We start from the raw sequence: 21283 nt of genomic DNA on the forward strand, positions 1-21283 counted from the left end.
CCCTAAAACTTTTTTCATATTAATACCCCTCCTCAAAATTTATATTTTTCTTCTATTTTATTTCTGTAATTAAACTTCTTTAATTAAATTATAAATACAACAATAAAAAACAAATAATTATCAATAAAAATTCAATAAGAATTGTGTAACAATTTTAGATACTTGATACTGTTATGTACATATCCCCAATTTTGCCTTCTGTAAAGTTGTAAATTATACTTCCAAAAAAACCGACATCCAATTGGAAAAACAAAGTGTAGTTATGAATTCCAGGAGTATTCACGTAAGCATTATTATATTCTGTATTTATAATTTGAGCTTCCTCTGAATTAAAAATTAATATACGATAATTGTTTTCGATTAACGATTTCAATAAAATAGATAAACTTCCTAATACAGAAAAATCAATTTGTAAATTATAATTCACATTTGATAGAACTTTAAAAGTTAATGAATCTTCTACGGTAGATAGCATATCAAAGATATCAGCATAAAGATCTAACCTCTGTTTACTTACAAACGTTATTTCTAAATATTCAGGAACTTCCAAATAAATAGGTACAGTAGTATTTGCTTCAATAGAAAAAACTAATGTAGAAAACAAAATTATAAATATAATTATTAAACTTTTTATTTTCGTTTTCATATTTATCTCCCCCACGAAAAAATTTAGGAAAATTCTTTCTTTTCATTTTGAATTATACTCATTATAATAAAAGTAAAATAAAATCTAATAAAAATACAATCAGAATTTAGAAGTATATCAATCGTAAGTTTTTGTATAAAATAATCTTTTGAAGATTTTAAATCAAAGAAGGATAGCTAAAAGATATTACTTAAGAAGAAGATGAAGTAATAGTTATATAAACCTCACCTATATGTATTTGATCTTCAACAGTTAAAATACTTTCATTAAATTGAGATAATATAAACTCTTTATTTTCATTCCATAAATCTGCAAAGTCTGCTTTTAGTTCAATATCAAAAGAATAAATTTCAGAGTCAATCGAAATTGTTTGATCATTTATTAAGTATATATATTCCTCAATAAAGTTGTATTCATCAAAAATATCGAGAGATAGATTAATTGTATAAGTAGGAATGGAAGAATTTATCGTTACTGGAACTTTTGAAATATAGTTATTCTGTGGATTGGCAGGATCAAAAGTTAAATAAAAACTATCGCCTAATAAAATTTCGATATTTGGAGAGGGAATTTTATAATAAACAGGAATTGCTTGATAACTAAAATACCCACCTTCCATAGGTATATAAATTTCAACATCCCCTACATGAAGACCATTTTCTGGAGAACCCAAATTTGAGTACTCTGATAGTAAAAGACTAAAATAATTGTTATATATATTACCAAGGTTGGACCCGATTTTTACATTAAAATTTTGAATTCCACTGTTTAAATAAATATTAGGAGAACTCACAAATTGTAAGTTGCTTCCTGAAGATAAAAAGTTAAATTCATCAAATATTTCTAATCCTATATAAACATGTAATGGTGGTAAATTAGATTCAAGAATAACATTTGAAATAATTGATTCGTACCAGGGAGCATTACCTGGGTAAGGTGGGAAGAATTCAAAAATTATATCGTTTGAAATATTATAGCTAACGTAAAATTCCGGAACAAAAAAATAAATATCAACAAAATCAAGCTGGGTATTATTTGATTTATAAAGTACTACTTCACCGATCTTTGTACCGTTTGGAGATAAAAAATTGTTTTTATAAAGATTTAAAATTTTCTGATTTTCATTCTGCCATAATGTTTGAATATTTAAACCCAATTGAATAACATACTTTTGATTATTCTTCCAACTTGAAAGATTAAAATAATTTTTAAAAAAAGCATAATTACTATAGAAATGTAATTCAGCATAAGAAACATTATTAATAATCAGTTCGATTTTTTGTTGATTATAAGAAAAATTTTCTCTATCTAATACGAATATAAAGCTTTGACTTGCAGAAAAAGTAAGTATTGAAGTTATCAAAATAATAAGGATAATGATTTTAGTTTTGAACTTTTTCATCTAATACCTCACTTCCTTTAAGGTTTTTCTTTTTCTTATATATTTATATTATAACCTATTTTTTCAAAATTCTATAATAAAAAAATATAGAATATAAAATTTAAAGTAAAAAAACCATAATTTAAAATCTTTCTCAATAAAAATACAATAAAAATTATTATAATCCGCTTTTAATAGGTCTAATAAATTTTAGTATCGACTTGACATTTTTATTTTTATATGATATAATTTTATTAGAAATTTATTAAAGGAGGTTATCTTAATGAAAAAAACAATTTTCTTAACATTAATTTTAGTGATGATAAATATGAGTGTTTTTGTTTTTTCTCAGGCTAACGATAGTTTAAACATTCCTGTTTATGTTAGTATTCCAAGTTATGCTGTTATTGAATCTGTAGATACAAACAGATTGGATTATCAACTAGACTTATCGACACCAGAGAATGCTTCTCAGGAAGTAAAGGTTAAGATAGCTGCAAATACACCTTATGAACTTAACCTTGAGTTTGTCGCAGATGAAGATTTAAATCAAACTCTAGCTAATCTGTTGAATAGCTCTTATAATTATTCTGTTGATAGTAACGAATCTCAAACGGGAGTAGTCGAAAAAACCGCAAATATAGGATTTGATTTTCAAAAGATTTTGAATGAAAATCCAGAAATTCAAGAATCACTTTTAGCTTATGGAACATTCAATGATAAAGTAGGGGATTTTGTTTTTACAGTTTCTGCAGTATTATAGATTTTTTAGATAATAATTAAAATTTCAAGGTAGGCTTGTGCCTACCTTTTTTTATTTATATATACAAGGAAAATTAACAATTATTTTGCTTTTGATAAACCTTTTTGAAGTAAAATAATACAGTCGAGGTGAGAGAAATGTATAACGATGATTTGAAAAATGAAAGTTTAATAGTAGAATTTGAAAGTTTTGAAAAAATATTAGAAGGTACCATCTCTGTTAATAACTGGGAAAGGATAGAAGTTCATTCTGAAAAGGCAAATATTCTTTCTCCAATCAAGGTTTCTTTTTCATTGGAAAAGGGGGATAATCAAGTATTGGTAAATGGTAAAGTAGAAACAATGTTGCAACTTCATTGTTCGAGATGTTTGAAACCTATTGAGTATTGGGTAGAGGAAAGTTTCGAAGCTCTTTATTTAGATAGTAGTTTTGAAAAGTATCTTTCAAAAACGGAACATTTGAAGTCTTTAGATAATGTAGTATATTACGATGGGCAATCAATCGATTTGACAAATCGGATTATAGAGACTATAATATTATCAGTGCCAAATGTCCCACTATGCAAGGAAGATTGTAACGGGTTATGTCCCATTTGCGGAGCGGATTTGAATGAAAATTCTGATCATTCATGCGAAAAGGAAGAATTAGATCCAAGATTTGCATCATTGAAAAGTCTTTTGGATGAAGGAAAATTTTTATAATTTTTTAAATACAACAAAGGAGGATACATTAATGGCTACACCAAAACAAAAGCCCTCAAGAAGTAGAACACATAAAAGAAAGGCAAAATTATACGCCGCTTACAAGATTAATGTTGTGAAATGTCCGAAGTGTGGAGAGCCTAAATTACCCCATCGTGTTTGTTTGAATTGTGGTTATTATGGTGATAAGCAGATCTTAGAAATAGGTGAATAGGCTTATGGATAATCTTAAGATCGGCATAGATTTGTATGGAGGAGATAATGCGCCTAATTCAGTTATTGAGGGCGCACTTTTTGCTTTGAAAAATAAATATCTATCTCCTCAAAATTTAGTTATAGTGGGAAACGATATAACACCTGAACATTCTGAAAAGATTTCGAATTTAGAAATTGTTCCAGCTAAAAATCTAATAACTAATGAAACAAAACCAACTGAAGTTTTAAAACTTAAAGAATCCTCTATGTATATTGGATGTGAAATGCTAAAAAATAATCAATTAAATGGATTTGTGAGTGCTGGTAATACCGGTGCTTTACTTACAAGTGGAACATTTGTAGCTGGAAGGCTACGTGGTATAAAAAGGCCAGCATTAGTCTTAGCCCTTCCATCTAAATCAAATAAACCAAAAATACTAGTGGATGCTGGGGCAAATGCTGAAGTAAAATCGGAACATTTTTACGATTTTGCAAGAGAAGGAATTGCTTATGCAAAATTTCTTAATCTTGATAATCCTAGAGTAGCTGTTTTAAATATAGGATCAGAAGACGAAAAAGGAAATACAATTATTAAAGAAGCTTCGAAAATTTTGCAAGAAAAAGAGCATATTAATTATGTTGGATATGTAGAAGCAAGGGATTTATTCGATGACACTTGTGATATAATTGTTACGGATGGTTTTACTGGTAATAATGTATTGAAAACAATGGAGGGTACCGCTTATTTTATACTTCACGAACTGAAAGAAACAATTAAGAAAGGTGGATTATTTACAAAGCTTGGAGCTTTGCTATTAAAGGGATCTTTAAAGTCTCTTGTTAATAAAATTGATTACAGAAGTTATGGAGGAACTTTTTTCTTAGGAGTTAATGGGATTTTAGTTAAAGCACATGGATCTTCTGATTCAGAAGCTATAGCTAATGCTTTGTATGTAGCTTACAACGCTGCTAAGTTTGACTTGATTAAAAAGATAGAGCTTTGATAAGGGGGAAAAATTGTTTTGTGTGGAATAGTGGGTTATGTGTCTGATAGTGGATTAGAAGTAGAGGATCTCATATGGGGACTAAAAAAATTAGAGTACAGAGGATATGATTCAGCAGGAATTGCATATAATAGTGATCATTCTATTAAATATTTAAAAAAATCTGGTAAGATAAGTGAGATTGAAAAGGCACTTGTTGAGCAGAATATTTTAAAAGAGAGTTTTTATTCAGGAATCGCTCATACGAGATGGGCAACACATGGGGTAGTTTCTGAAACAAATTCTCATCCACATTTGGACTGTAAAAAAGAGATAGCGGTTATTCACAACGGTATAATAGAGAATTTTCAAGAGTTAAGAAATTATCTTGAAAAGAGAGGTCATATGTTCACATCTCAAACTGATTCAGAAGTTATCGCACATTTGATTGAAGATAACTACAAAGCGGATATTTTTGAAGCGGTATTAAAATCTTTAAAAGAATTAAAAGGCACTTATGCTATTGCTGTGATTCATAAAGACAGACCAGATGAAATTGTTGCCGCAAGAAAAGGTAGTCCATTGGTTATTTCTCACAGTAAAAATATGGGTATGTTGGCTTCAGACGTTACTCCATTACTTAAATATTCTAAAGAGATGAATTTCTTAAACGATGGAGAAATAGCTGTAATTTTTCCAGGTAATTACAAGATTTATGATTTAAAAGGTAATTTAATAGACAGAAAATCTATATCCATCTCTTGGGATGAAACTTTAGCTGAAAAATCCGGCTATCCTCATTTTATGCTGAAAGAAATCTTTGAACAACCAAATTCTTTGAAATCTGTTTTAGTTGGTCGCTTGGTTGATTCAGAGCCTAAAGTTAAAGAAATAGAATCTTTGGAAGATTTTGTAAAAAACAGAATGAAAAAAATATATGTGGTTGCTTGTGGAACTAGTTATCATGCAGGACTTACCACAAAATATTTTACTAACAAATATTCAGATATTGATTTTGAAATAGAAGTAGCATCAGAATTTAGGTATATGAATCCACCAATTGATGATAAAACCTTAGTATTAGCAATATCCCAATCCGGAGAAACCATAGATACCCTTGAAGGAGTTAGAAAATCTAAAGAAAAGGAAGCTTATATTTTAACTATTAGTAACGTCGTAGGTTCAACTATACCTAGAGAATCCGATGCAGTTTTGTATCTTAACACTGGTCCTGAGATAGGTGTTGCAGCTACTAAAACATACACGGCACAAATTGCATTGCTATATACTTTAGTTTCACAAATTATATATTGGAAGAATGGAAAAAGTAAGGAAATTGAAGATATATTGAAACATTTAAAAGATATGCCGAAAGTATATGATGAAATTTTAAATAAAACTAACGGGCATATGATGGATTTAGTAAAAAAGTACAAAGATTTTAAAGATATGATGTATATAGGAAGAAGATTCGGCTATCCAGCGGCTTTAGAAGGAGCTTTAAAATTAAAAGAGATTAGTTATATCAATGCAATTGCCTATCAGGCAGGAGAATTAAAACATGGTCCAATTGCATTGTTAGATGAAACTTTTCCGGTATTTGCCATCGTGCCAAGTGGTAATCTAAGAGAAAAAATGATTTCTAATATTATGGAAGTTAAGGCTCGTGGAGCAAAGGTCATAGCTTTAACTCCTGAAAATGATAAACAAACAAAAAATATATGTGATGATTTTATAAATATCCCAGATCTGCCAGATTGTTTGATACCTTTGGTAGTAGCTCCAATAACTCAATTATTCGCTTATTATATTGCGTTAGAAAAGAATTTGGATCCCGATAAGCCAAGAAATTTGGCAAAGAGTGTTACTGTAGAATAAAAAATTTGGAGGTGTTATTTGTTTGCTAAAAACCGAGCTTTTAAGCACAGTTAAAGAATTGGTGAAATTACTTGATGAAAAAGATGGGAAAGAGATAGTGGTTTTGGATATGGAAGATTCGGGACTTATGGTTGATTATTTTGTTATAGTTACAGGAAATTCTGAACCTCATATGTCTGCTTTAAGAGACGAAGTTGTAAAGTTTTTAAAAGGAGAAGATATTCCGATACTATTTTATGATAAAGGTAAAGGAAGCGATTGGTTAATAGTAGATACTGGAACGTTCATAATCCATATATTTTCTGAAGAGGGAAGAGAGTTTTACGATTTAGAAAGTTTATGGGGCGAACAAAATAAGGCAATAATTAAATGAGATTTAAATTCAACTCACATCTTCCGTTTTTCACCTCGGTGCCCGTTTAAGGGTCGGTGCAAAAAAGGAGGATGGAGGATAAAAACCAAATCAAAACTATATGGAGGTGTATTTAGTGTCAGTAGTGAGCATGAAACAGCTTCTTGAAGCTGGTGCACATTTTGGACATAGGACAAGAAGATGGAATCCTAAGATGCAACCGTATATCTTTGCTGAAAGGAAAGGAATTCATATCATAGATTTACAAAAAACATTAAGAAGTATAGAAGATGCATATGAATTTATAAAAAATGCTTCTATGGAAAGAAAAAGAGTATTGTTTGTCGGAACTAAGAAACAGGCTCAGCAAATTGTCGCAGATGAAGCTAGAAGATGCGGAGAGTACTTTGTAAACAACAGATGGTTAGGAGGACTATTAACCAATTTCAAAACTATAAGGTCAAGGATAGATAAACTTGAACAATTAACAGAATATGTTGAAAGTGAAGAGTTTTCAAAACTCCCAAAAAAAGAACAAGCAAATATTAGAAGAAATCTTGATAAACTTGAAAAAAACTTAGGTGGATTAAGAGGGTTGAAGAAAGTTCCTGATGTTTTATTCGTAGTTGACCCTAAGAAAGAAGAAATCGCCGTGAGAGAAGCTAACATGCTAGGGATACCAATTGTTGCCACAGTTGATACGAACTGTGATCCCGATGTAATTGACTATGTAATTCCAGCTAACGATGATGCAATTCGAACCATAATGTTGATAACATCAAAAATAGCAGATGCAATTATAGAAGGAAAAGAGGGAAACATTGAAAGTTTAGAAGAAGCAATCTCTGAAGAAAAAGAAGAAAAAAACACAGAAGTCGATGAAGAAATAGAAGAAAAAATTATTGCAGATGAAAAATACTCTAAATATGAAGAAGAAGTTGAGGAAGAAATAGAAGTGGAAGAGGAAGAAGTGGAATTTACTTCCTTTGAAGAAGACGAAAAAAAAGAATAAATTTAAAAGTTTAGAAGAGACCGGGGGAATATCTCCCGGTTTTTTATTAGGAGGGCGATATTTTTGAAGTTTTATATAAGAACTTTTGGTTGTCAAATGAATATAAACGAAAGTGAAATTATGGCAGGCCTTTTAACTGATGAAGGCTTCGATTGGACAGAAAATCCAAAAGAAGCAGATTTGATAATTATTAACAGTTGTTCGGTTAGAGAAAAGGCGGAAAATAAAATGTATGGTGCAATTGGTGGATATGGAAAATTGAAAGAAAAGAATAAAAACCTAATATTGGGTGTTGGAGGATGTTCTGCAGAAAAAGAAAAGGATAATATATTGAAAAGATTTAAAAATGTTGATTTCGTCTTTGGAACTAGAAATGTTGTAGATATTGTAAAATTAGTTAATCGAGCTAAAACTGGGGAAAGATTTTCTGACTTTTCGGATAAATTAGAAGAAGTCAATTACAAACTTCCTAAGATTCCCTTTAGCAAACATCATGCATGGGTTACAATTATTTATGGATGTAATAAATATTGTACCTACTGTATAGTTCCTTATACTAGAGGTTTTGAAAAAAGTAGACCTTTAGAAGACATCATTAAAGAAGTTGAAGATTATGCTCACAAAGGATACAAAGAGATAACTTTTTTGGGTCAGAACGTTGATTCATATGGAAAAGATTTTGGAGATAAGAAATCTAAGTTGGATATACTAATAAAAAAAGCGGCTCAATTTGATTCCATAAAAAGGATTTGGTTTTTAACTTCTTATCCGTCTGATATAACGGAATCTCTAATATATACTGTTGCGGAAGAGAAAAAGGCTGCAAAGTATTTCCATCTGCCTGCTCAATCGGGAAGCAACAACATTCTTAAAGCTATGAATAGAAAATATACAAAGGAAGAATTTTTGGAATTGGTTTATAAAATAAAAAAAGAAGTTACTGATGTAACAATATCAAGCGATTTTATAACTGGATTTCCAGGTGAAACTGATATTGATTTTGAAGAAACAATAGATTTAATTAAAAAATGTAGATTTGATCGAATAAACCTTGCTGAATATTCACCAAGAGAGGGAACTGTGGCACAGAAATTCAAAGAAGATGATATTCCCAAACACATAAAAAACAAGAGATTACAATACCTTATGGAGATACAAAAACTGATCAATCTTGAAGAAAACCAGAAATACTTAGATAATGAAGTTCTCATAATCCAAGAAGGTAAAGCAGGTAAAAACGGTTCCTACATGGGAAGAACGATAAATAACAAATTGGTTATCTACGACGGTGAAGAAGAATTAAATGGAGAATTTTTAAAAATAAAGATCAACAAAGTCACACCAGGACCATTATATGGTGAAATGAAGGAAAGGGTTATTGGTAAATGAATTTGCTTTCCTGTATTGTGAGGAGTGTTTAATATTAATTCCCCTTCATGGAAGGGGAATTTTACTTCAAAAGCAGTTTTTTAGATGGTAGACTGACTTTTTCAAACTGTAATATCTTTTAAATTAGTTCCAACAAATTGACTCATGTAAAGGTTGTAATAAAATCCTTGTTTCTTCATAAGTTCTTTGTTATTTCCCTGCTCTACAATTTTACCATGATTCATAACTAGAATAATATCTGCGTTTCTAATTGTTGATAATCTATGAGCTATTACGAAACTTGTTCTGTTTTTCATTAATTCGGCCATAGCTTGTTGAATAAGAACTTCCGTACGTGTATCAACAGAACTAGTGGCCTCATCTAAGATTAATATATTTGGATCTTTCAAAAATGCACGTGCTATCGTTATAAGCTGCCTTTGACCTTGTGATAGATTTGTAGCATCTTCATCTATCACCGTATCATATCCATTAGGTAAGGTTCTAACAAAATGATCAACATAAGCAGCTTTGGCCGCGCTAATTATCTCTTCGTTTTTGGCGTTATCTTTTCCATAGGCAATATTTTCTTTAATAGTTCCTCCGAATATCCATGAATCTTGAAGAACCATTCCAAACATTTTTCTCAAATCAGATCGTTTCATATTTCTTGTATCCAGACCATCTACTAATATTTTACCGCTGTTTATTTCGTAGAAGCGCATAAGTAGATTAACAAGAGTAGTTTTTCCAGCTCCAGTAGGCCCTACTATCGCAACATTTTCTCCGGGTTTAACTTCTAAATTCAAATCCTCTATCAAAGGTTCATTCGGATTATAGCTAAAATAAACGTGATCAAATTTAACATGACCTTTTACATCCGCAATTATTTCAGGGGTTTGTGGATCAGGTATTTCATCTTCTTCATCAAGGAATTCAAAAACTCTTTCAGCTGAAGCTGTGGTGGATTGTAAAACATTAATTATACTTGATATTTGAACCATTGGTTGAGTAAATTGTCTAGAATACTGTATAAAAGCTTGAACATCACCCAGAGTTAACATCCCATTGGCTACACGTAGTCCTCCTATAACGCTAATAGCAACATAGTTAATATTATTCAAAAAAGCTATTACTGGTCTAATTATCCCTGAAATAAATTGTGCCTTGAAACTTGAATCATAGAGTCTTTCATTCTCTTCATCAAATTCAAATTTCTCCTTTTCTTGGTGGTTAAAAGCCTTCACTATATTATGGCCAGCATAAGTTTCTTCTACTCGACCGTTTAGTTTGCCTGTGCTATTCCATTGGATTTGGAACTGTTTTTGGGATTTTTTAGCTATAAACATGGTTGAAATTAAAGCTAAAGGTATTACTGTTAATGCTATAGCTGATAATAAAGGACTAATTGTGAACATCATTATAACGACGCCAATTATCGTAACAAGGGAGGTAATAATTTGGGTTAAGGTCTGTTGCAATGTATGTCCAATATTGTCAATATCATTTGTTACCCTACTCAGGATATCTCCATGTGAATGGCTATCAAAATAGTTGAGAGGTAATTTCGACAATTTAGTATCAACTTCTTTTCTAAGATTATAAACTGTTTTTTGAGATACTCCTGCCATTATATATTGTTGTAACCAGTTGAAAAGTGCAGACATAGCATATAGCGCTAATAAGACTATTAATATAGTAAGAAGTTTATTAAAATCAACTCCCCGCCCTGGCGTAATATTCATAGGACCAACCATTTCAGCGATTTGATCTTGCCCTGTCATTTTAAGCATATCTATAACCTGATTTTTAGTCATTTCTTCAGGCATATTTTTACTTACTATACCTTCGAATAACACGTTAGTTGCATTACCCATAATTCTAGGAGCTAAAACCATAAATGTTGTGCCAAAAATTGCGAAAATTATAACTATTATGAGGAAAAACATCTGTGGTTTTAAAAATCCTAGTAATCTTCTAAAGGATTTAAAAAAGTTTTTAGGTTTTTCTCCTGGTACCATCCCGCCCATTCCAGGTCCTCTTCCTTTTCTTTGTTCGACCCTTCTATTGTGATTATTTTTAGGATTTTCTTGACTCATGCTGTTTCCTCCTTGGGGATCTGAGAGTAAACAATTTCTCTGTATACTTCACATGTTCTCATTAATTCATCATGTTTACCTATTCCTGCAACACTTCCATTATCATTAAGTACAATTATTTGGTCTGCTCCAAGTATGGAACTCACTTTTTGAGATACTATAATAACAGTTGTATCATTAGTTATTTCTTTTAAAGCCTCTCTTAGATTAGCATCTGTTCGGTTATCTAAAGCTGAAAAACTATCATCGAATAAAAATATTTTTGGATGTTTTAATATTGCTCTTGCTATTGCTAAACGTTGTTTTTGACCACCAGAAAAATTAGTTCCTCCTTGATCGACGGATGTTAAAAGCTTTTGAGGTAGTTTTTCAACAAAGTCTTTTGCTTGGGCTATTTCAAGAGCTTTCCATATTTCATCATCGCTAGCATCTTCTTTTCCAAACTTTAAATTGCTCGCTATTGTACCACTAAATAGATAAGCAGTTTGAGGAACTAATCCTATTAAGTTTCTTAGCTCATTTAAAGGCATGTCTTTGATATCTACTTCATCTATTTTTATTTTTCCCTCAGTAACTTCATAAAATCGGGGAATCAAATTAATTAATGTGCTTTTTCCACATCCTGTACTACCTATTATTGCCGTAGTTTCACCGGGATTTGCCGTGAAAGAAATATTTCTTAAAACAGGGGCTTCTGCGCCTTCATAACTAAAACTGACACTATTGAAAGAAATTTCGCCATTTTTATTTTTTGGTTTTATAGGGTGCTCAGGATCTTTGATAATTAGTTCTGTATTTAAAACAGCATTTATACGTTCTGCTGATGCTTCAGCTCTAGGTAGCATAATGAACATTGCCATAGCCATCATTACAGCCATAAGTATTTCCATAACGTACGTTAAAAAAGCTGTTAAATTGCCTATTGGCATAAAACCACTATCTATTCGTATAGATCCGAACCATATTATTGCTACTGAAGAAACGTTCATAGTTAGCATTAAAAGGGGCATACCCAAAGCTAAAATTCTATTAACTTTCAATGCAGTTGATGTAAGATCTTGGTTCTTTTCATCAAATCTTTTTTCTTCGTATTTATCTTTTACAAATGCTCTTATTACCCTTACTCCTGTTAATTTTTCTCTCATCACACGATTAACATTATCTAGTTTAATTTGCATTACTTTAAAAAGCGGAACAGCTTTTCTTAATAGGAAAAATACGATTATACCAATAACTGGTACTATTACTATAATAGACCAAGATAAAACTACATCCTGCTGTATAGCCATTATCATGCCGCCAATAGCCATTATTGGAGCCATGATGATTATATTCAACATCATTAATATCAACATTTGAACTTGGCGAACATCATTTGTATTTCGGGTAATTAGGGAAGCCGTTCCAAACTTGTCGACCTCTGATTGTGAGAAGTTCAAAACTTTGTAATATATTTCCTTACGTAGATCTTTTCCAAATGAAGCAGCGACTTTGGAGCTAAAGTATGTAGCGATAATTGCAGCTACTGAAAGGAGCAATGTAAAAATAAGCATTATTCCACCCGTGCGAATAATATAAGATAAATCTCCCTTAGCAATCCCATTATTAATAATATCTGCATTTAGACTTGGTAAAAATAAATTTGAAATTGCTTGAACAACAAGAAGAACAATAGCAATACTGATTTCTTTGTAATAAGGTTTTAAATATTTAAGCAGTTGTTTCATGATATATCTTCCTCACTTTCTAAATAATTTAAGATATTATTATGTAATTTTTCTAAAATAGAATAAAAAGAATTTAATTCTTCTTTTGATAAGCCTTCAAATGCTTTATTAACAATTTTTGGAATAACGCATTTTAAATCATTTAATATCTTTTCTCCCTTTGCGTTTAAAAAAATTTTTAGTGTTCTATGATCTTCTGAAGCAGGTTTTCTAACAATCAAGCCTGCTTTTTCCATTTTTTTTAGAATCAAAGAAGTGGTAGGTTCTGCAACGGTAATTTTTTCTGCAAGTTGTTTTTGGTTAATTCCAGGATTTTTAGCAATATACCATAAACAAGCAGCTTGACCAGGGTATATATCCTTTTTAGTTGTTTCTTTAAAGTTCAATTGACCTTGAAGTTTTATTACCTGAAAATACTTAGATATTACTTTCATTTTTAGAGAATATAAATCATCTAAAGTTAAATTTTTCAAAATCATTTTGGTTTTCCAATTTTTGATTTTCTCCCTTATACAAGTATATAGTTAGTATGCTAAGTAAGTTAAATTATAACTTTTTTCAGGTGTCTTTGTCAAATTTTTACATAAAAACAATTTCTTATACACAATACCCGTTCAATATAGACTTATGCTATAATAAAAGAAGTTATAAAAAATAAGATTCAGTTATAAGGAGTGATTTAACTTGAATAAAGGAATTTTTTATGAATCAAATTCCTTTTACAGCGAGAAAATTAGGGGAAATATGAGATATTCTATCTACCTTCCATCAAATTATAATAATGAATCTAGAAAATACCCAGTCATATATTTACTTCATGGTCATGATGGAAATGAAATTAGTTGGAAAAGAAAAGGGTTGATAGATCAAACTTTTGATAGTATGATTGAACAAGGCGAGATGCCTCCTATGGTTGCAGTAATGCCAGATGCAAAAAATAGTTGGTATGTGAATTCACCATCTGGTATAATGTATGAATCTGCTTTGGTTGAAGATTTGACTGAATATATTCAAAAAAACTACAAAGTTTATAGTAATAGAGAGAATAGATTTATAGCTGGTATCTCCATGGGTGGGTACGGTGCGTTGAAGTTAGCTTTTAAATATCCAGATAAATTCCTAGCTGCAGCAAGTTTGAGTGGAGCAATATTGAAAGATGTACCCCCTGAAAAAGAAACGGATTTAGATGGAAATGAGATAAAAGTAAGAGAGAAATTTTATCATGATGCATATGGGGAACCGTTTGATCCAGTTTTTTGGGAAAAGGAAAATGTTTTTAATTATATTCAGAACTTAAAAGATTGTGGATTAGAACTTCCAGTATACATTTCATGTGGAAATGAAGATTATTTTTATCTATATCAAGGAGCTGTTGAATTGTACCATCAATTGAGAAAGAATAAAATACCTACAGAATTGTATATTAAAAACGGTAACCATGATTGGCTTTTATGGAGTCAAGAAATCAAGGAAGTTCTAAAATTTATTACAAGATCTATTCAACTGTATTGATGGAGGGTAAAGATGGAAAGAAAAAACGCAACATATAAGATGGTTATGAATTCTCTTTTCATTGTTCTATCAATTGTTTTATCCAGAATTCTAGCTATTAGAATTCCTCTTGGAAATGTAGAGATTATTAGGTTTGGTTTTGGAACGATCCCCATGTTTTTGGCTGCTTTTATTTTTGGCCCATTAGATGGTTTCTTAGTTGGTGCGTTTGCAGATTTAATTGGATACTGGATAAATCCTATGGGAGCTTTTTTACCTCAATTTACTTTGACTTCTGCTTTACATGGGTTGATTCCAGGGTTGGTTTTTAAATACACATTTAAAAAAAGAATTAATTATTGGACATTAGCTGTATCATGTGCTTTAGGAGAGCTTGTAGGAATAACATTAACACCATTTTTTCTTAATCAGGCTTTTGGAGTTCCATATGCGGTGTTAATGCCTCCAAGAATCGGAGGTTATGCAGTTTCATTTTTTCTAAACCCATTAATAGTTTTATTAATAATTACCAGAATACCACAAATAAATAGACTTTTGGAGAACAAATAACATGGATAAATATTATGAATATATATTTAAAATTAACTCTAGGGATGAAGAGAAAATAATAGATGATTTTATAAATTTTGGATTTAATACTTTTTACATAGAATATGATGTAAATACTTCTGAGATCTTTTTAAGAGTATATTTCAAAACAGAAGAACAAATGAAATATATAACTGATTTATTATCAAAATATGATTTGCAATTAGTTTCTAACTCAATTACCGAGGAAAAAAAATGGCTGGAAGAATGGGTGAAATCTCTTGATGTGTTTGAATTTGTAGATGGTGTATGGGTAAATCCTTTTAGTAACAAAAAAATAAAAAAGCCTGGGTTAGTTTTGAATATAATACCCGGTAGCGCATTTGGTACAGGTTTACATCCAACAACCAAATTACCAGCAAAACTTCTTATAAAAATAGGTTGTGAAGGTAAAGATGTTTTGGATGTAGGAACGGGAAGCGGTATATTGTCTGTTTTAGCTAAAAAGATGTGGGCAAAGAAGGTTGTTGCCTTAGACAATGATATACTGGCTATTGAAAAAGCAAAAGAAACTGCCAATTTAAATAAAGCCAATATTGATATAAGAAAATCTGATTTTTTGCAAGCTATTAAAGAAAATGAACGTTTTGATATACTCATTTCAAACATAGTAGCGGAAGTTCTTATTGACTTGATGAATGATTTAAAATTTAAAAGTGTTTTAAAAGAAAATGCCTTTGTTATCTTTTCTGGTATAATTCAAAGTAAGGAAGAATTGGTTATAAAGCATGCAGAAAAAATTGGTTTGAGCTTAAAAGAAAGAATGGAGGATGTTTCTTGGATAGCTTTGCTGTTTCAAAAAAAGAATTAACGATTATTGAATATCAATTAGGACGCCCTGTAAATAACGTAGTAGAAGTAGTTAAAAGGTGTAGTTATGGTTATCCACAAGTAATACAAAGTTATCCATTGAAAGATAATAAGCCTTTTCCTACCCTGTACTGGTTGACGTGTCCATTCTTAGTTGAAAAGGTTTCAAAATTAGAATCTGAACAAAAGATAAGGGAGTTTGAAAAAAATATTCAAGAAGACAATAAATTAAAAATCAAGTTATTGTTGGTTCATAAGCAGGAAATAGAAAAAAGATTAAAGTTATTGGGTAACAAAATAGATGAACTACCCCAGAGTATGACATTTGTCTTGAAAGAGACAGGTATAGGTGGAACAAAAAACTTTTCTAATCTTAAGTGTTTGCACCTTCACTATGCTTCTTTTTTGGCTGGTGAAGATAATCCAATTGGTAAAATGGTAAATGACGATATATTAGATTATGAGTGTAGTGATATAAGATGTGACATAAGAGGTGATACAAAAAATTGATAGATAGGTCAATCTTAAAGAACTTACCTAAAAAACCAGGTGTTTATTTATTTAAAAACAGTAAAGGAAATCCTATATATATTGGTAAAGCAAAAAATTTAAAAAATAGGGTTTCCTCTTATTTTAATAAAAAAAGTTATGTGGGTAATGAAAAAACTTATGAAATGATGCAAAATGCCGAAAACTTAGATTATATAGTAACTTCAAATGAAAACCAAGCTTTTATATTGGAAGCGAATTTGATTTATACCCATAAACCAAAATATAATATTTTACTTAAAGATACTAGAACTTATCCGTATATATTAGTATCAGATGAAAAATATCCAAAAATAAAGTATGTTCGAACTAAGAAAGAGGAAAAAGGTAGATATTTCGGCCCTTATGCAGATGTTAGATTTGTAAAAGACGTAATTGAAGTAATTCAAAGTGTATACAAAGTTCGAAGTTGTGACAGAGATCTGTTAAGAAAAAGCAAACCCTGCTTTTTATATCATTTGGGTAGATGTTATGGACCTTGCTACAACGATGTTAATGAAAGTACATACAATGCTTCAGTTGAAAAGGTAATAAAGTTTTTATCTGGTGACATTAACGAAGTAAAAGACTATCTCCAAAAGATGATGAGAGAATATTCCAAGATAAAAAATTATGAGAAAGCTGCACAGATGAGAGATACCTTGTTCAAATTAGAGAGTTTATTTGAAGAAGTAGCCGTTGAGTATAAAAACGGCAAAAATTTAGATATAATCATGTATGAACCTCCAGTTTATGTTGTAATGATGGTTAGAAAAGGGTATCTGATTTCAAAATTGTCTTTTACTTTAGAAGGAACTCTAGAAGATTTTCTATATCAATATTATATAGTTAGAAAAAATTCTCCTCCGTCATATATATATACGTATGATGAAGAAAAAATTTCACAAGAAATAAGCAAGTATTTGCAAGGCTTAGGTTTAAAAAAGATTGAAAAACTTGGGAAAGGTTCGAAACTTTATGACATAGCTTTTCAAAACTTAGAAGAAGAGATCAAAAGGCAGAATGATTTAAGTTATGCTCTAAAACAAGCTAAAGAAATTCTATCTTTGAAAAAAATTCCTCACACAATAGAAGGAATAGACATATCGCATCTTCAAGGATTATATACAGTTGCTTCTTTGGTTTTTTTTGAAAATGGGAAACCTAAAAAAGAAGGATATAGAAAATATAGACTCGATGAAATTAAAGCACCAGATGATTTTGAAAGTATAAGAACAGTAATTAAAAGAAGATATCAAAAGCATGAATTACCCGATTTGCTTTTCATAGATGGAGGCAAAGGTCAAGTAAATTCCGCTGTGGAAGCGTTAAAAGAAATTGGATACTCTTTAAAAGATGTTGATGTAGTTGGTATAGCAAAAGAAGATGAAAGGATTGTTTTTCCAGGTGATTTACCAGATCTTCATTTGCCTTTGGATAATCCAGTTCTAAGGTTATTAATATATGTAAGAGATGAAACTCACAGATTTGCTATAGGATTCAATAGATCTTTAAGAAGCAAAAGATTTGAGAAAACAAAATTAGATGACATAAATGGAATTGGACCAAAAAGGAAGAAAGAACTGATAAAACATTTCGGAGGAATAAATAAAGTTAAAGAGGCTTCCACTGAAGAAATAGCAAAAGTTTTAAAAAGTGAAAAATTAGCTAAAAGAGTAAAAGAAAGTTTAGGGGGATGAATAGATTGAACAATTTCATAGAATTCGCTCAAAATTATCTAGATAAATATCAAAATTATTTAGCAGATGAATTTCAGCATTTCTTTTTTGGATCGGTTTATGATAAAAACAGTAAGTTTCCAGTTTTTACAATGTTCCTTGATAAAGAAGGCAGATATTTTAAGGTTCTGGGACCAGATATGCCAAACAAAGTGATGAGCGTATTATATCCAACTAAATACTATGAATCTGACTTTTTGGTAAAAGAATACAATGACTTAGCTAAATTTTATAATGAAATAGTTCAACCTGAACTTTATTTTGGAATAGCTCAAACACCTTTCAAGGTTTCAGCCTATAAGGTATGGGGTAATGAAAGGATAATAAAAAAACTTATCTTTTCTGAAAAGCTAAAAGGCCAACTTTTTTTATCTTTAAGTTCTTTAATAAATGAGAATACTGTCGAATTTATAATTAAACATTTCAAAAAATGGGATGAAAATATCTTTTATTTTCCCTATAAAAGTGATATTCATGTTTTATTTAAATTACCAGAAAATATAAATAGTTCTGAAACTTCTATATATATAGAATTAGGAAGAATATTAAAAGAAAAGGTGCTAAAAAAGTATGATTTTTTAGAAAATTCATACAAACTCCCTGAAATGAAAATAAAAGAACCATCTATGGCGGTTTTTAAAGTACCGGCAGAAAAAATTTTAGATGTGAATTTTAAATCAATATATCATGAATTTATCAGTAAAATTGAAAAAATAGTTCAAGAAATAAACAAATTAAATATTACTAGTTAAAAATGAGGAGAAAGAAATGAAAATAAATCTACAGGATTATGATACACAACCAAACAAGGTAAATACTAGAATCACAAAAAGAGTAAAGAAAAATAAACCTTCCTATGCTGAATTATTTTATGGAACACTAAATATAGCTTTTTCACTCATTATTATAATTGTCATTTTGATATTAAATCAGATAAAATCGATTATAAACAACTTATTAGGTCAAAACTTTCCATTAGAAACAAATTTAATCTTGTTTCTTTCTCTATTAATAATGGTTTTGGGTATATTGTTTGAAATCTATTCTGTTGAAAAAGCAAGAGATAAAAATTATTTATTAATAGCATTTATTTTATTTCTATTTGCATTATTTATGACTTTTTCAATAACTTTCATAATAATAAAGTATTCGTTAAACTGGATAGGAATACAATTATTTGGTAATACTGCAATAGGATTAAACAATTGGTTCTATCTTCCTTCTATCGTGTATTTAGGATATTCCATTTTTAACGTTTATTATTCTTTTGCACTAATGCGAAGAGAAAAACAAATCAATTCACAATAAATTTCAAATAACTTCACTAAAAAGAAATTGACAAAAGGGAAAGAGATATGGTAATATATACAACGCTGGGGGAAGGGGAAGGAAAAGCAAAGCTCATTGAAAAGTAGATAGAGGAGTAACAGAGCATAGGATGAAGGGTTTGATCCTGGCTCAGGGTAAACGCTGGCGGCGTGCGTAACACATGCAAGTCGAACGGTTAAGCTTATCTTCGGATAAGGTTAACAGTGGCGAACGGGTGAGTAAAAGGTAGGGACCAACCCCATGGACAGAGATAGCTACTGGAAACGGTAGGTAAACTCTGATAAGCCCGAGAGGGGAAAGTGGAAAGCAGCCAAGGGACGGACCTACTATCCATCAGGTAGTTGGTGAAGGTAAAGGCTCACCAAGCCGATGACGGATAACCGGTGTGAGAGCATGGACGGTCACAAGGGCACTGAGACACGGGCCCTACTCCTACGGGAGGCAGCAGTGGGGAATCTTGGACAATGGGCGAAAGCCTGATCCAGCGACGCCGCGTGAAGGAAGGAGTCCCTCGGGATGTAAACTTCTGAACTAGTCGAATAAAGAGGTAGCGGACACGCTACAAGAGAAGGTAGGCTAGGAAAAGTCCCGGCTAACTACGTGCCAGCAGCCGCGGTAAGACGTAGGGGGCGAGCGTTGCCCGGAATTACTGGGTGTAAAGGGGACGTAGGCGGTAAACCAAGTCATATGTGAAAACCATTTGCTCAACGAAAGGCTTGCGTATGAAACTGGAGAACTTGAGTGTAGCAGAGGTAGACGGAATTACCTGAGTAGGGGTGAAATCCGCAGATACAGGTAAGAAGGCCGGTGGAGAAGTCGGTCTACTGGGCTACAACTGACGCTGAGGTCCGAAAGCCAGGGGAGCGAACCGGATTAGATACCGGGTAGTCCTGGCCGTAAACGATGCTCACTAGGTGTAGGGAGCGAAAGACTCTCTGTGCTGAAGCGAACGCGATAAGTGAGCCACCTGGGGAGTACGTCCGCAAGGATGAAACTCAAAGGAATTGACGGGGGTCCGCACAAGCGGTGGAGCATGTGGTTTAATTCGAAGCTAACCGAAGAACCTTACCAGGGGATGACATGTAACTGAAGGTAGAGAAATCTACTAGCTTACCGCAAGGTAAGAGGTTACACAGGTGGTGCACGGTCGTCGTCAGCTCGTGCCGTGAGGTGTTGGGTTAAGTCCCACAACGAGCGCAACCCCTACAGTTAGTTGCCAGCGCGTAAAGGCGGGCGACACTAACTGGACAGCCGTCGACGAGGCGGAGGAAGGAGGGGATGACGTCAGATAAGCGTGCCCCTAATACTCTGGGCGACACACGTGCTACAATGGGGAGGACAAAGGGAAGCGAAGCCGGAAGGTGGAGCGGATCCTAAAAAACTCTCCTTAATATGGATTGTAGGCTGAAACCCGCTACATGAAGCTGGAATCGCTAGTAATCGCAGGTCAGCCAAACTGCGGTGAATACGTTCCCGGGCCTTGTACACACCGCCCGTCACGCCACCCGAGTTGGGAACACCTGAAGGCAGCACGGCAGGTACTGTTGAAGGTGGGTCTAGCGAGGGGGGCGAAGTCGTAACAAGGTAGGTGTACCGGAAGGTGCGCCTGGATCACCTCCTTTCTAAGGAGAAAGAAAAAATATATTTATCTCCTCTATCTACTTTTGAGTGA

At 31.9% G+C, this 21283-nt stretch carries 20 protein-coding genes and 1 rRNA gene; 16 read left to right on the forward strand and 5 right to left on the reverse strand.

Annotated features, from left to right (window positions below):
- Positions 1-154 precede the first annotated feature (154 nt).
- Positions 155-646: a hypothetical protein gene (locus PW5551_RS09235; RefSeq protein ID WP_113075488.1), complete on the reverse strand. Its 492-nt coding sequence runs from the start codon at positions 644-646 to the stop codon at positions 155-157.
- Between the two features lie 190 nt (positions 647-836).
- Positions 837-2048 (reverse strand): hypothetical protein, encoded by a 1212-nt coding sequence (locus PW5551_RS09240; RefSeq protein WP_113075489.1) that lies wholly within the window; start codon positions 2046-2048, stop codon positions 837-839.
- A gap of 262 nt (positions 2049-2310) precedes the next feature.
- On the opposite strand from PW5551_RS09240, the gene PW5551_RS09245 reads away from it, so the two are divergent.
- The 8 genes from PW5551_RS09245 (at position 2311) to miaB (ending at position 9300) form a co-directional block, all read left to right on the forward strand.
- Entirely contained in the window at positions 2311-2790 is a 480-nt protein-coding gene (locus PW5551_RS09245) for a hypothetical protein (RefSeq protein ID WP_113075490.1), read from the forward strand.
- A gap of 137 nt (positions 2791-2927) precedes the next feature.
- Positions 2928-3491: a DUF177 domain-containing protein gene (locus tag PW5551_RS09250; protein ID WP_113075491.1), complete on the forward strand. Its 564-nt coding sequence runs from the start codon at positions 2928-2930 to the stop codon at positions 3489-3491.
- A 31-nt stretch (positions 3492-3522) separates the two neighbouring features.
- On the forward strand, positions 3523-3705 hold the full coding sequence (gene rpmF / locus PW5551_RS09255; protein WP_113075492.1) for a 50S ribosomal protein L32: 183 nt from the start codon (positions 3523-3525) through the stop codon (positions 3703-3705).
- A gap of 4 nt (positions 3706-3709) precedes the next feature.
- The gene (plsX, locus tag PW5551_RS09260; RefSeq protein WP_113075493.1) at positions 3710-4690 is read left to right on the forward strand and encodes a phosphate acyltransferase PlsX; all 981 of its coding nucleotides are present in this window, start codon (positions 3710-3712) and stop codon (positions 4688-4690) included.
- An 18-nt stretch (positions 4691-4708) separates the two neighbouring features.
- Complete coding sequence (gene glmS / locus PW5551_RS09265; RefSeq protein WP_113075494.1) at positions 4709-6547, forward strand: glutamine--fructose-6-phosphate transaminase (isomerizing); 1839 nt, start codon at positions 4709-4711, stop codon at positions 6545-6547.
- Between the two features lie 22 nt (positions 6548-6569).
- A complete protein-coding gene (gene rsfS, locus PW5551_RS09270) occupies positions 6570-6920 on the forward strand; it encodes a ribosome silencing factor (protein WP_113075495.1) in 351 nt (116 codons plus the stop codon).
- 115 nt (positions 6921-7035) lie between these two features.
- A complete protein-coding gene (rpsB, locus tag PW5551_RS09275) occupies positions 7036-7911 on the forward strand; it encodes a 30S ribosomal protein S2 (protein ID WP_113075496.1) in 876 nt (291 codons plus the stop codon).
- A 63-nt stretch (positions 7912-7974) separates the two neighbouring features.
- Positions 7975-9300 carry a tRNA (N6-isopentenyl adenosine(37)-C2)-methylthiotransferase MiaB gene (miaB, locus tag PW5551_RS09280; RefSeq protein WP_113075497.1) on the forward strand — a complete coding sequence of 442 codons (1326 nt, stop codon included), beginning with the start codon at positions 7975-7977 and terminating at the stop codon, positions 9298-9300.
- 101 nt (positions 9301-9401) lie between these two features.
- Here miaB and PW5551_RS09285 read toward each other — a convergent pair whose 3' ends face one another.
- The 3 genes from PW5551_RS09285 to PW5551_RS09295 are packed head-to-tail and all read right to left on the reverse strand — an operon-like array spanning position 9402 to position 13578.
- Positions 9402-11378: an ABC transporter ATP-binding protein gene (locus PW5551_RS09285; RefSeq protein WP_113075498.1), complete on the reverse strand. Its 1977-nt coding sequence runs from the start codon at positions 11376-11378 to the stop codon at positions 9402-9404.
- Positions 11375-13105 carry an ABC transporter ATP-binding protein gene (locus PW5551_RS09290; RefSeq protein WP_113075499.1) on the reverse strand — a complete coding sequence of 577 codons (1731 nt, stop codon included), beginning with the start codon at positions 13103-13105 and terminating at the stop codon, positions 11375-11377. The genes PW5551_RS09285 and PW5551_RS09290 overlap by 4 nt, the downstream gene beginning before the upstream one ends.
- Complete coding sequence (locus PW5551_RS09295; protein WP_233488507.1) at positions 13102-13578, reverse strand: MarR family winged helix-turn-helix transcriptional regulator; 477 nt, start codon at positions 13576-13578, stop codon at positions 13102-13104. The genes PW5551_RS09290 and PW5551_RS09295 overlap by 4 nt, the downstream gene beginning before the upstream one ends.
- 211 nt (positions 13579-13789) lie before the next feature.
- On the opposite strand from PW5551_RS09295, the gene PW5551_RS09300 reads away from it, so the two are divergent.
- The 8 genes from PW5551_RS09300 (at position 13790) to PW5551_RS09335 (ending at position 21233) form a co-directional block, all read left to right on the forward strand.
- On the forward strand, positions 13790-14617 hold the full coding sequence (locus PW5551_RS09300; RefSeq protein ID WP_113075501.1) for an alpha/beta hydrolase family protein: 828 nt from the start codon (positions 13790-13792) through the stop codon (positions 14615-14617).
- A 12-nt stretch (positions 14618-14629) separates the two neighbouring features.
- Positions 14630-15166 (forward strand): folate family ECF transporter S component, encoded by a 537-nt coding sequence (locus PW5551_RS09305; protein WP_113075502.1) that lies wholly within the window; start codon positions 14630-14632, stop codon positions 15164-15166.
- A gap of 1 nt (position 15167) precedes the next feature.
- Positions 15168-16016 carry a 50S ribosomal protein L11 methyltransferase gene (locus PW5551_RS09310; RefSeq protein WP_113075503.1) on the forward strand — a complete coding sequence of 283 codons (849 nt, stop codon included), beginning with the start codon at positions 15168-15170 and terminating at the stop codon, positions 16014-16016.
- Positions 15983-16525, forward strand: coding sequence for a DUF501 domain-containing protein (locus PW5551_RS09315; RefSeq protein WP_113075504.1), 543 nt, complete (start codon positions 15983-15985; stop codon positions 16523-16525). Before PW5551_RS09310 ends, PW5551_RS09315 begins: the two co-directional genes overlap by 34 nt.
- Entirely contained in the window at positions 16522-18243 is a 1722-nt protein-coding gene (gene uvrC, locus PW5551_RS09320) for an excinuclease ABC subunit UvrC (RefSeq protein ID WP_113075505.1), read from the forward strand. Before PW5551_RS09315 ends, uvrC begins: the two co-directional genes overlap by 4 nt.
- A gap of 5 nt (positions 18244-18248) precedes the next feature.
- Complete coding sequence (locus PW5551_RS09325) at positions 18249-19034, forward strand: DUF4895 domain-containing protein (RefSeq protein WP_233488508.1); 786 nt, start codon at positions 18249-18251, stop codon at positions 19032-19034.
- Between the two features lie 16 nt (positions 19035-19050).
- Entirely contained in the window at positions 19051-19590 is a 540-nt protein-coding gene (locus tag PW5551_RS09330; RefSeq protein ID WP_113075507.1) for a hypothetical protein, read from the forward strand.
- A gap of 127 nt (positions 19591-19717) precedes the next feature.
- A 16S ribosomal RNA gene (locus PW5551_RS09335) occupies positions 19718-21233 on the forward strand.
- Positions 21234-21283: the final 50 nt, after the last annotated feature.

It is taken from the genome of Petrotoga sp. 9PW.55.5.1 (assembly GCF_003265365.1).
GTDB lineage: Bacteria > Thermotogota > Thermotogae > Petrotogales > Petrotogaceae > Petrotoga.

Bases quoted from the DNA above. Each gene is read 5' to 3' on its own strand.
- PW5551_RS09245 (WP_113075490.1), top strand. From the start codon at position 2,311: ATGAAAAAAACAATTTTCTTAACATTAATTTTAGTGATGATAAATATG.
- PW5551_RS09285 (WP_113075498.1), bottom strand. From the start codon at position 11,378: ATGAGTCAAGAAAATCCTAAAAATAATCACAATAGAAGGGTCGAACAA.
- PW5551_RS09235 (WP_113075488.1), bottom strand. From the start codon at position 646: ATGAAAACGAAAATAAAAAGTTTAATAATTATATTTATAATTTTGTTT.
- plsX (WP_113075493.1), top strand. From the start codon at position 3,710: ATGGATAATCTTAAGATCGGCATAGATTTGTATGGAGGAGATAATGCG.
- PW5551_RS09305 (WP_113075502.1), top strand. From the start codon at position 14,630: ATGGAAAGAAAAAACGCAACATATAAGATGGTTATGAATTCTCTTTTC.
- PW5551_RS09240 (WP_113075489.1), bottom strand. From the start codon at position 2,048: ATGAAAAAGTTCAAAACTAAAATCATTATCCTTATTATTTTGATAACT.
- PW5551_RS09310 (WP_113075503.1), top strand. From the start codon at position 15,168: ATGGATAAATATTATGAATATATATTTAAAATTAACTCTAGGGATGAA.
- PW5551_RS09250 (WP_113075491.1), top strand. From the start codon at position 2,928: ATGTATAACGATGATTTGAAAAATGAAAGTTTAATAGTAGAATTTGAA.
- rpmF (WP_113075492.1), top strand. From the start codon at position 3,523: ATGGCTACACCAAAACAAAAGCCCTCAAGAAGTAGAACACATAAAAGA.
- PW5551_RS09330 (WP_113075507.1), top strand. From the start codon at position 19,051: ATGAAAATAAATCTACAGGATTATGATACACAACCAAACAAGGTAAAT.
- PW5551_RS09290 (WP_113075499.1), bottom strand. From the start codon at position 13,105: ATGAAACAACTGCTTAAATATTTAAAACCTTATTACAAAGAAATCAGT.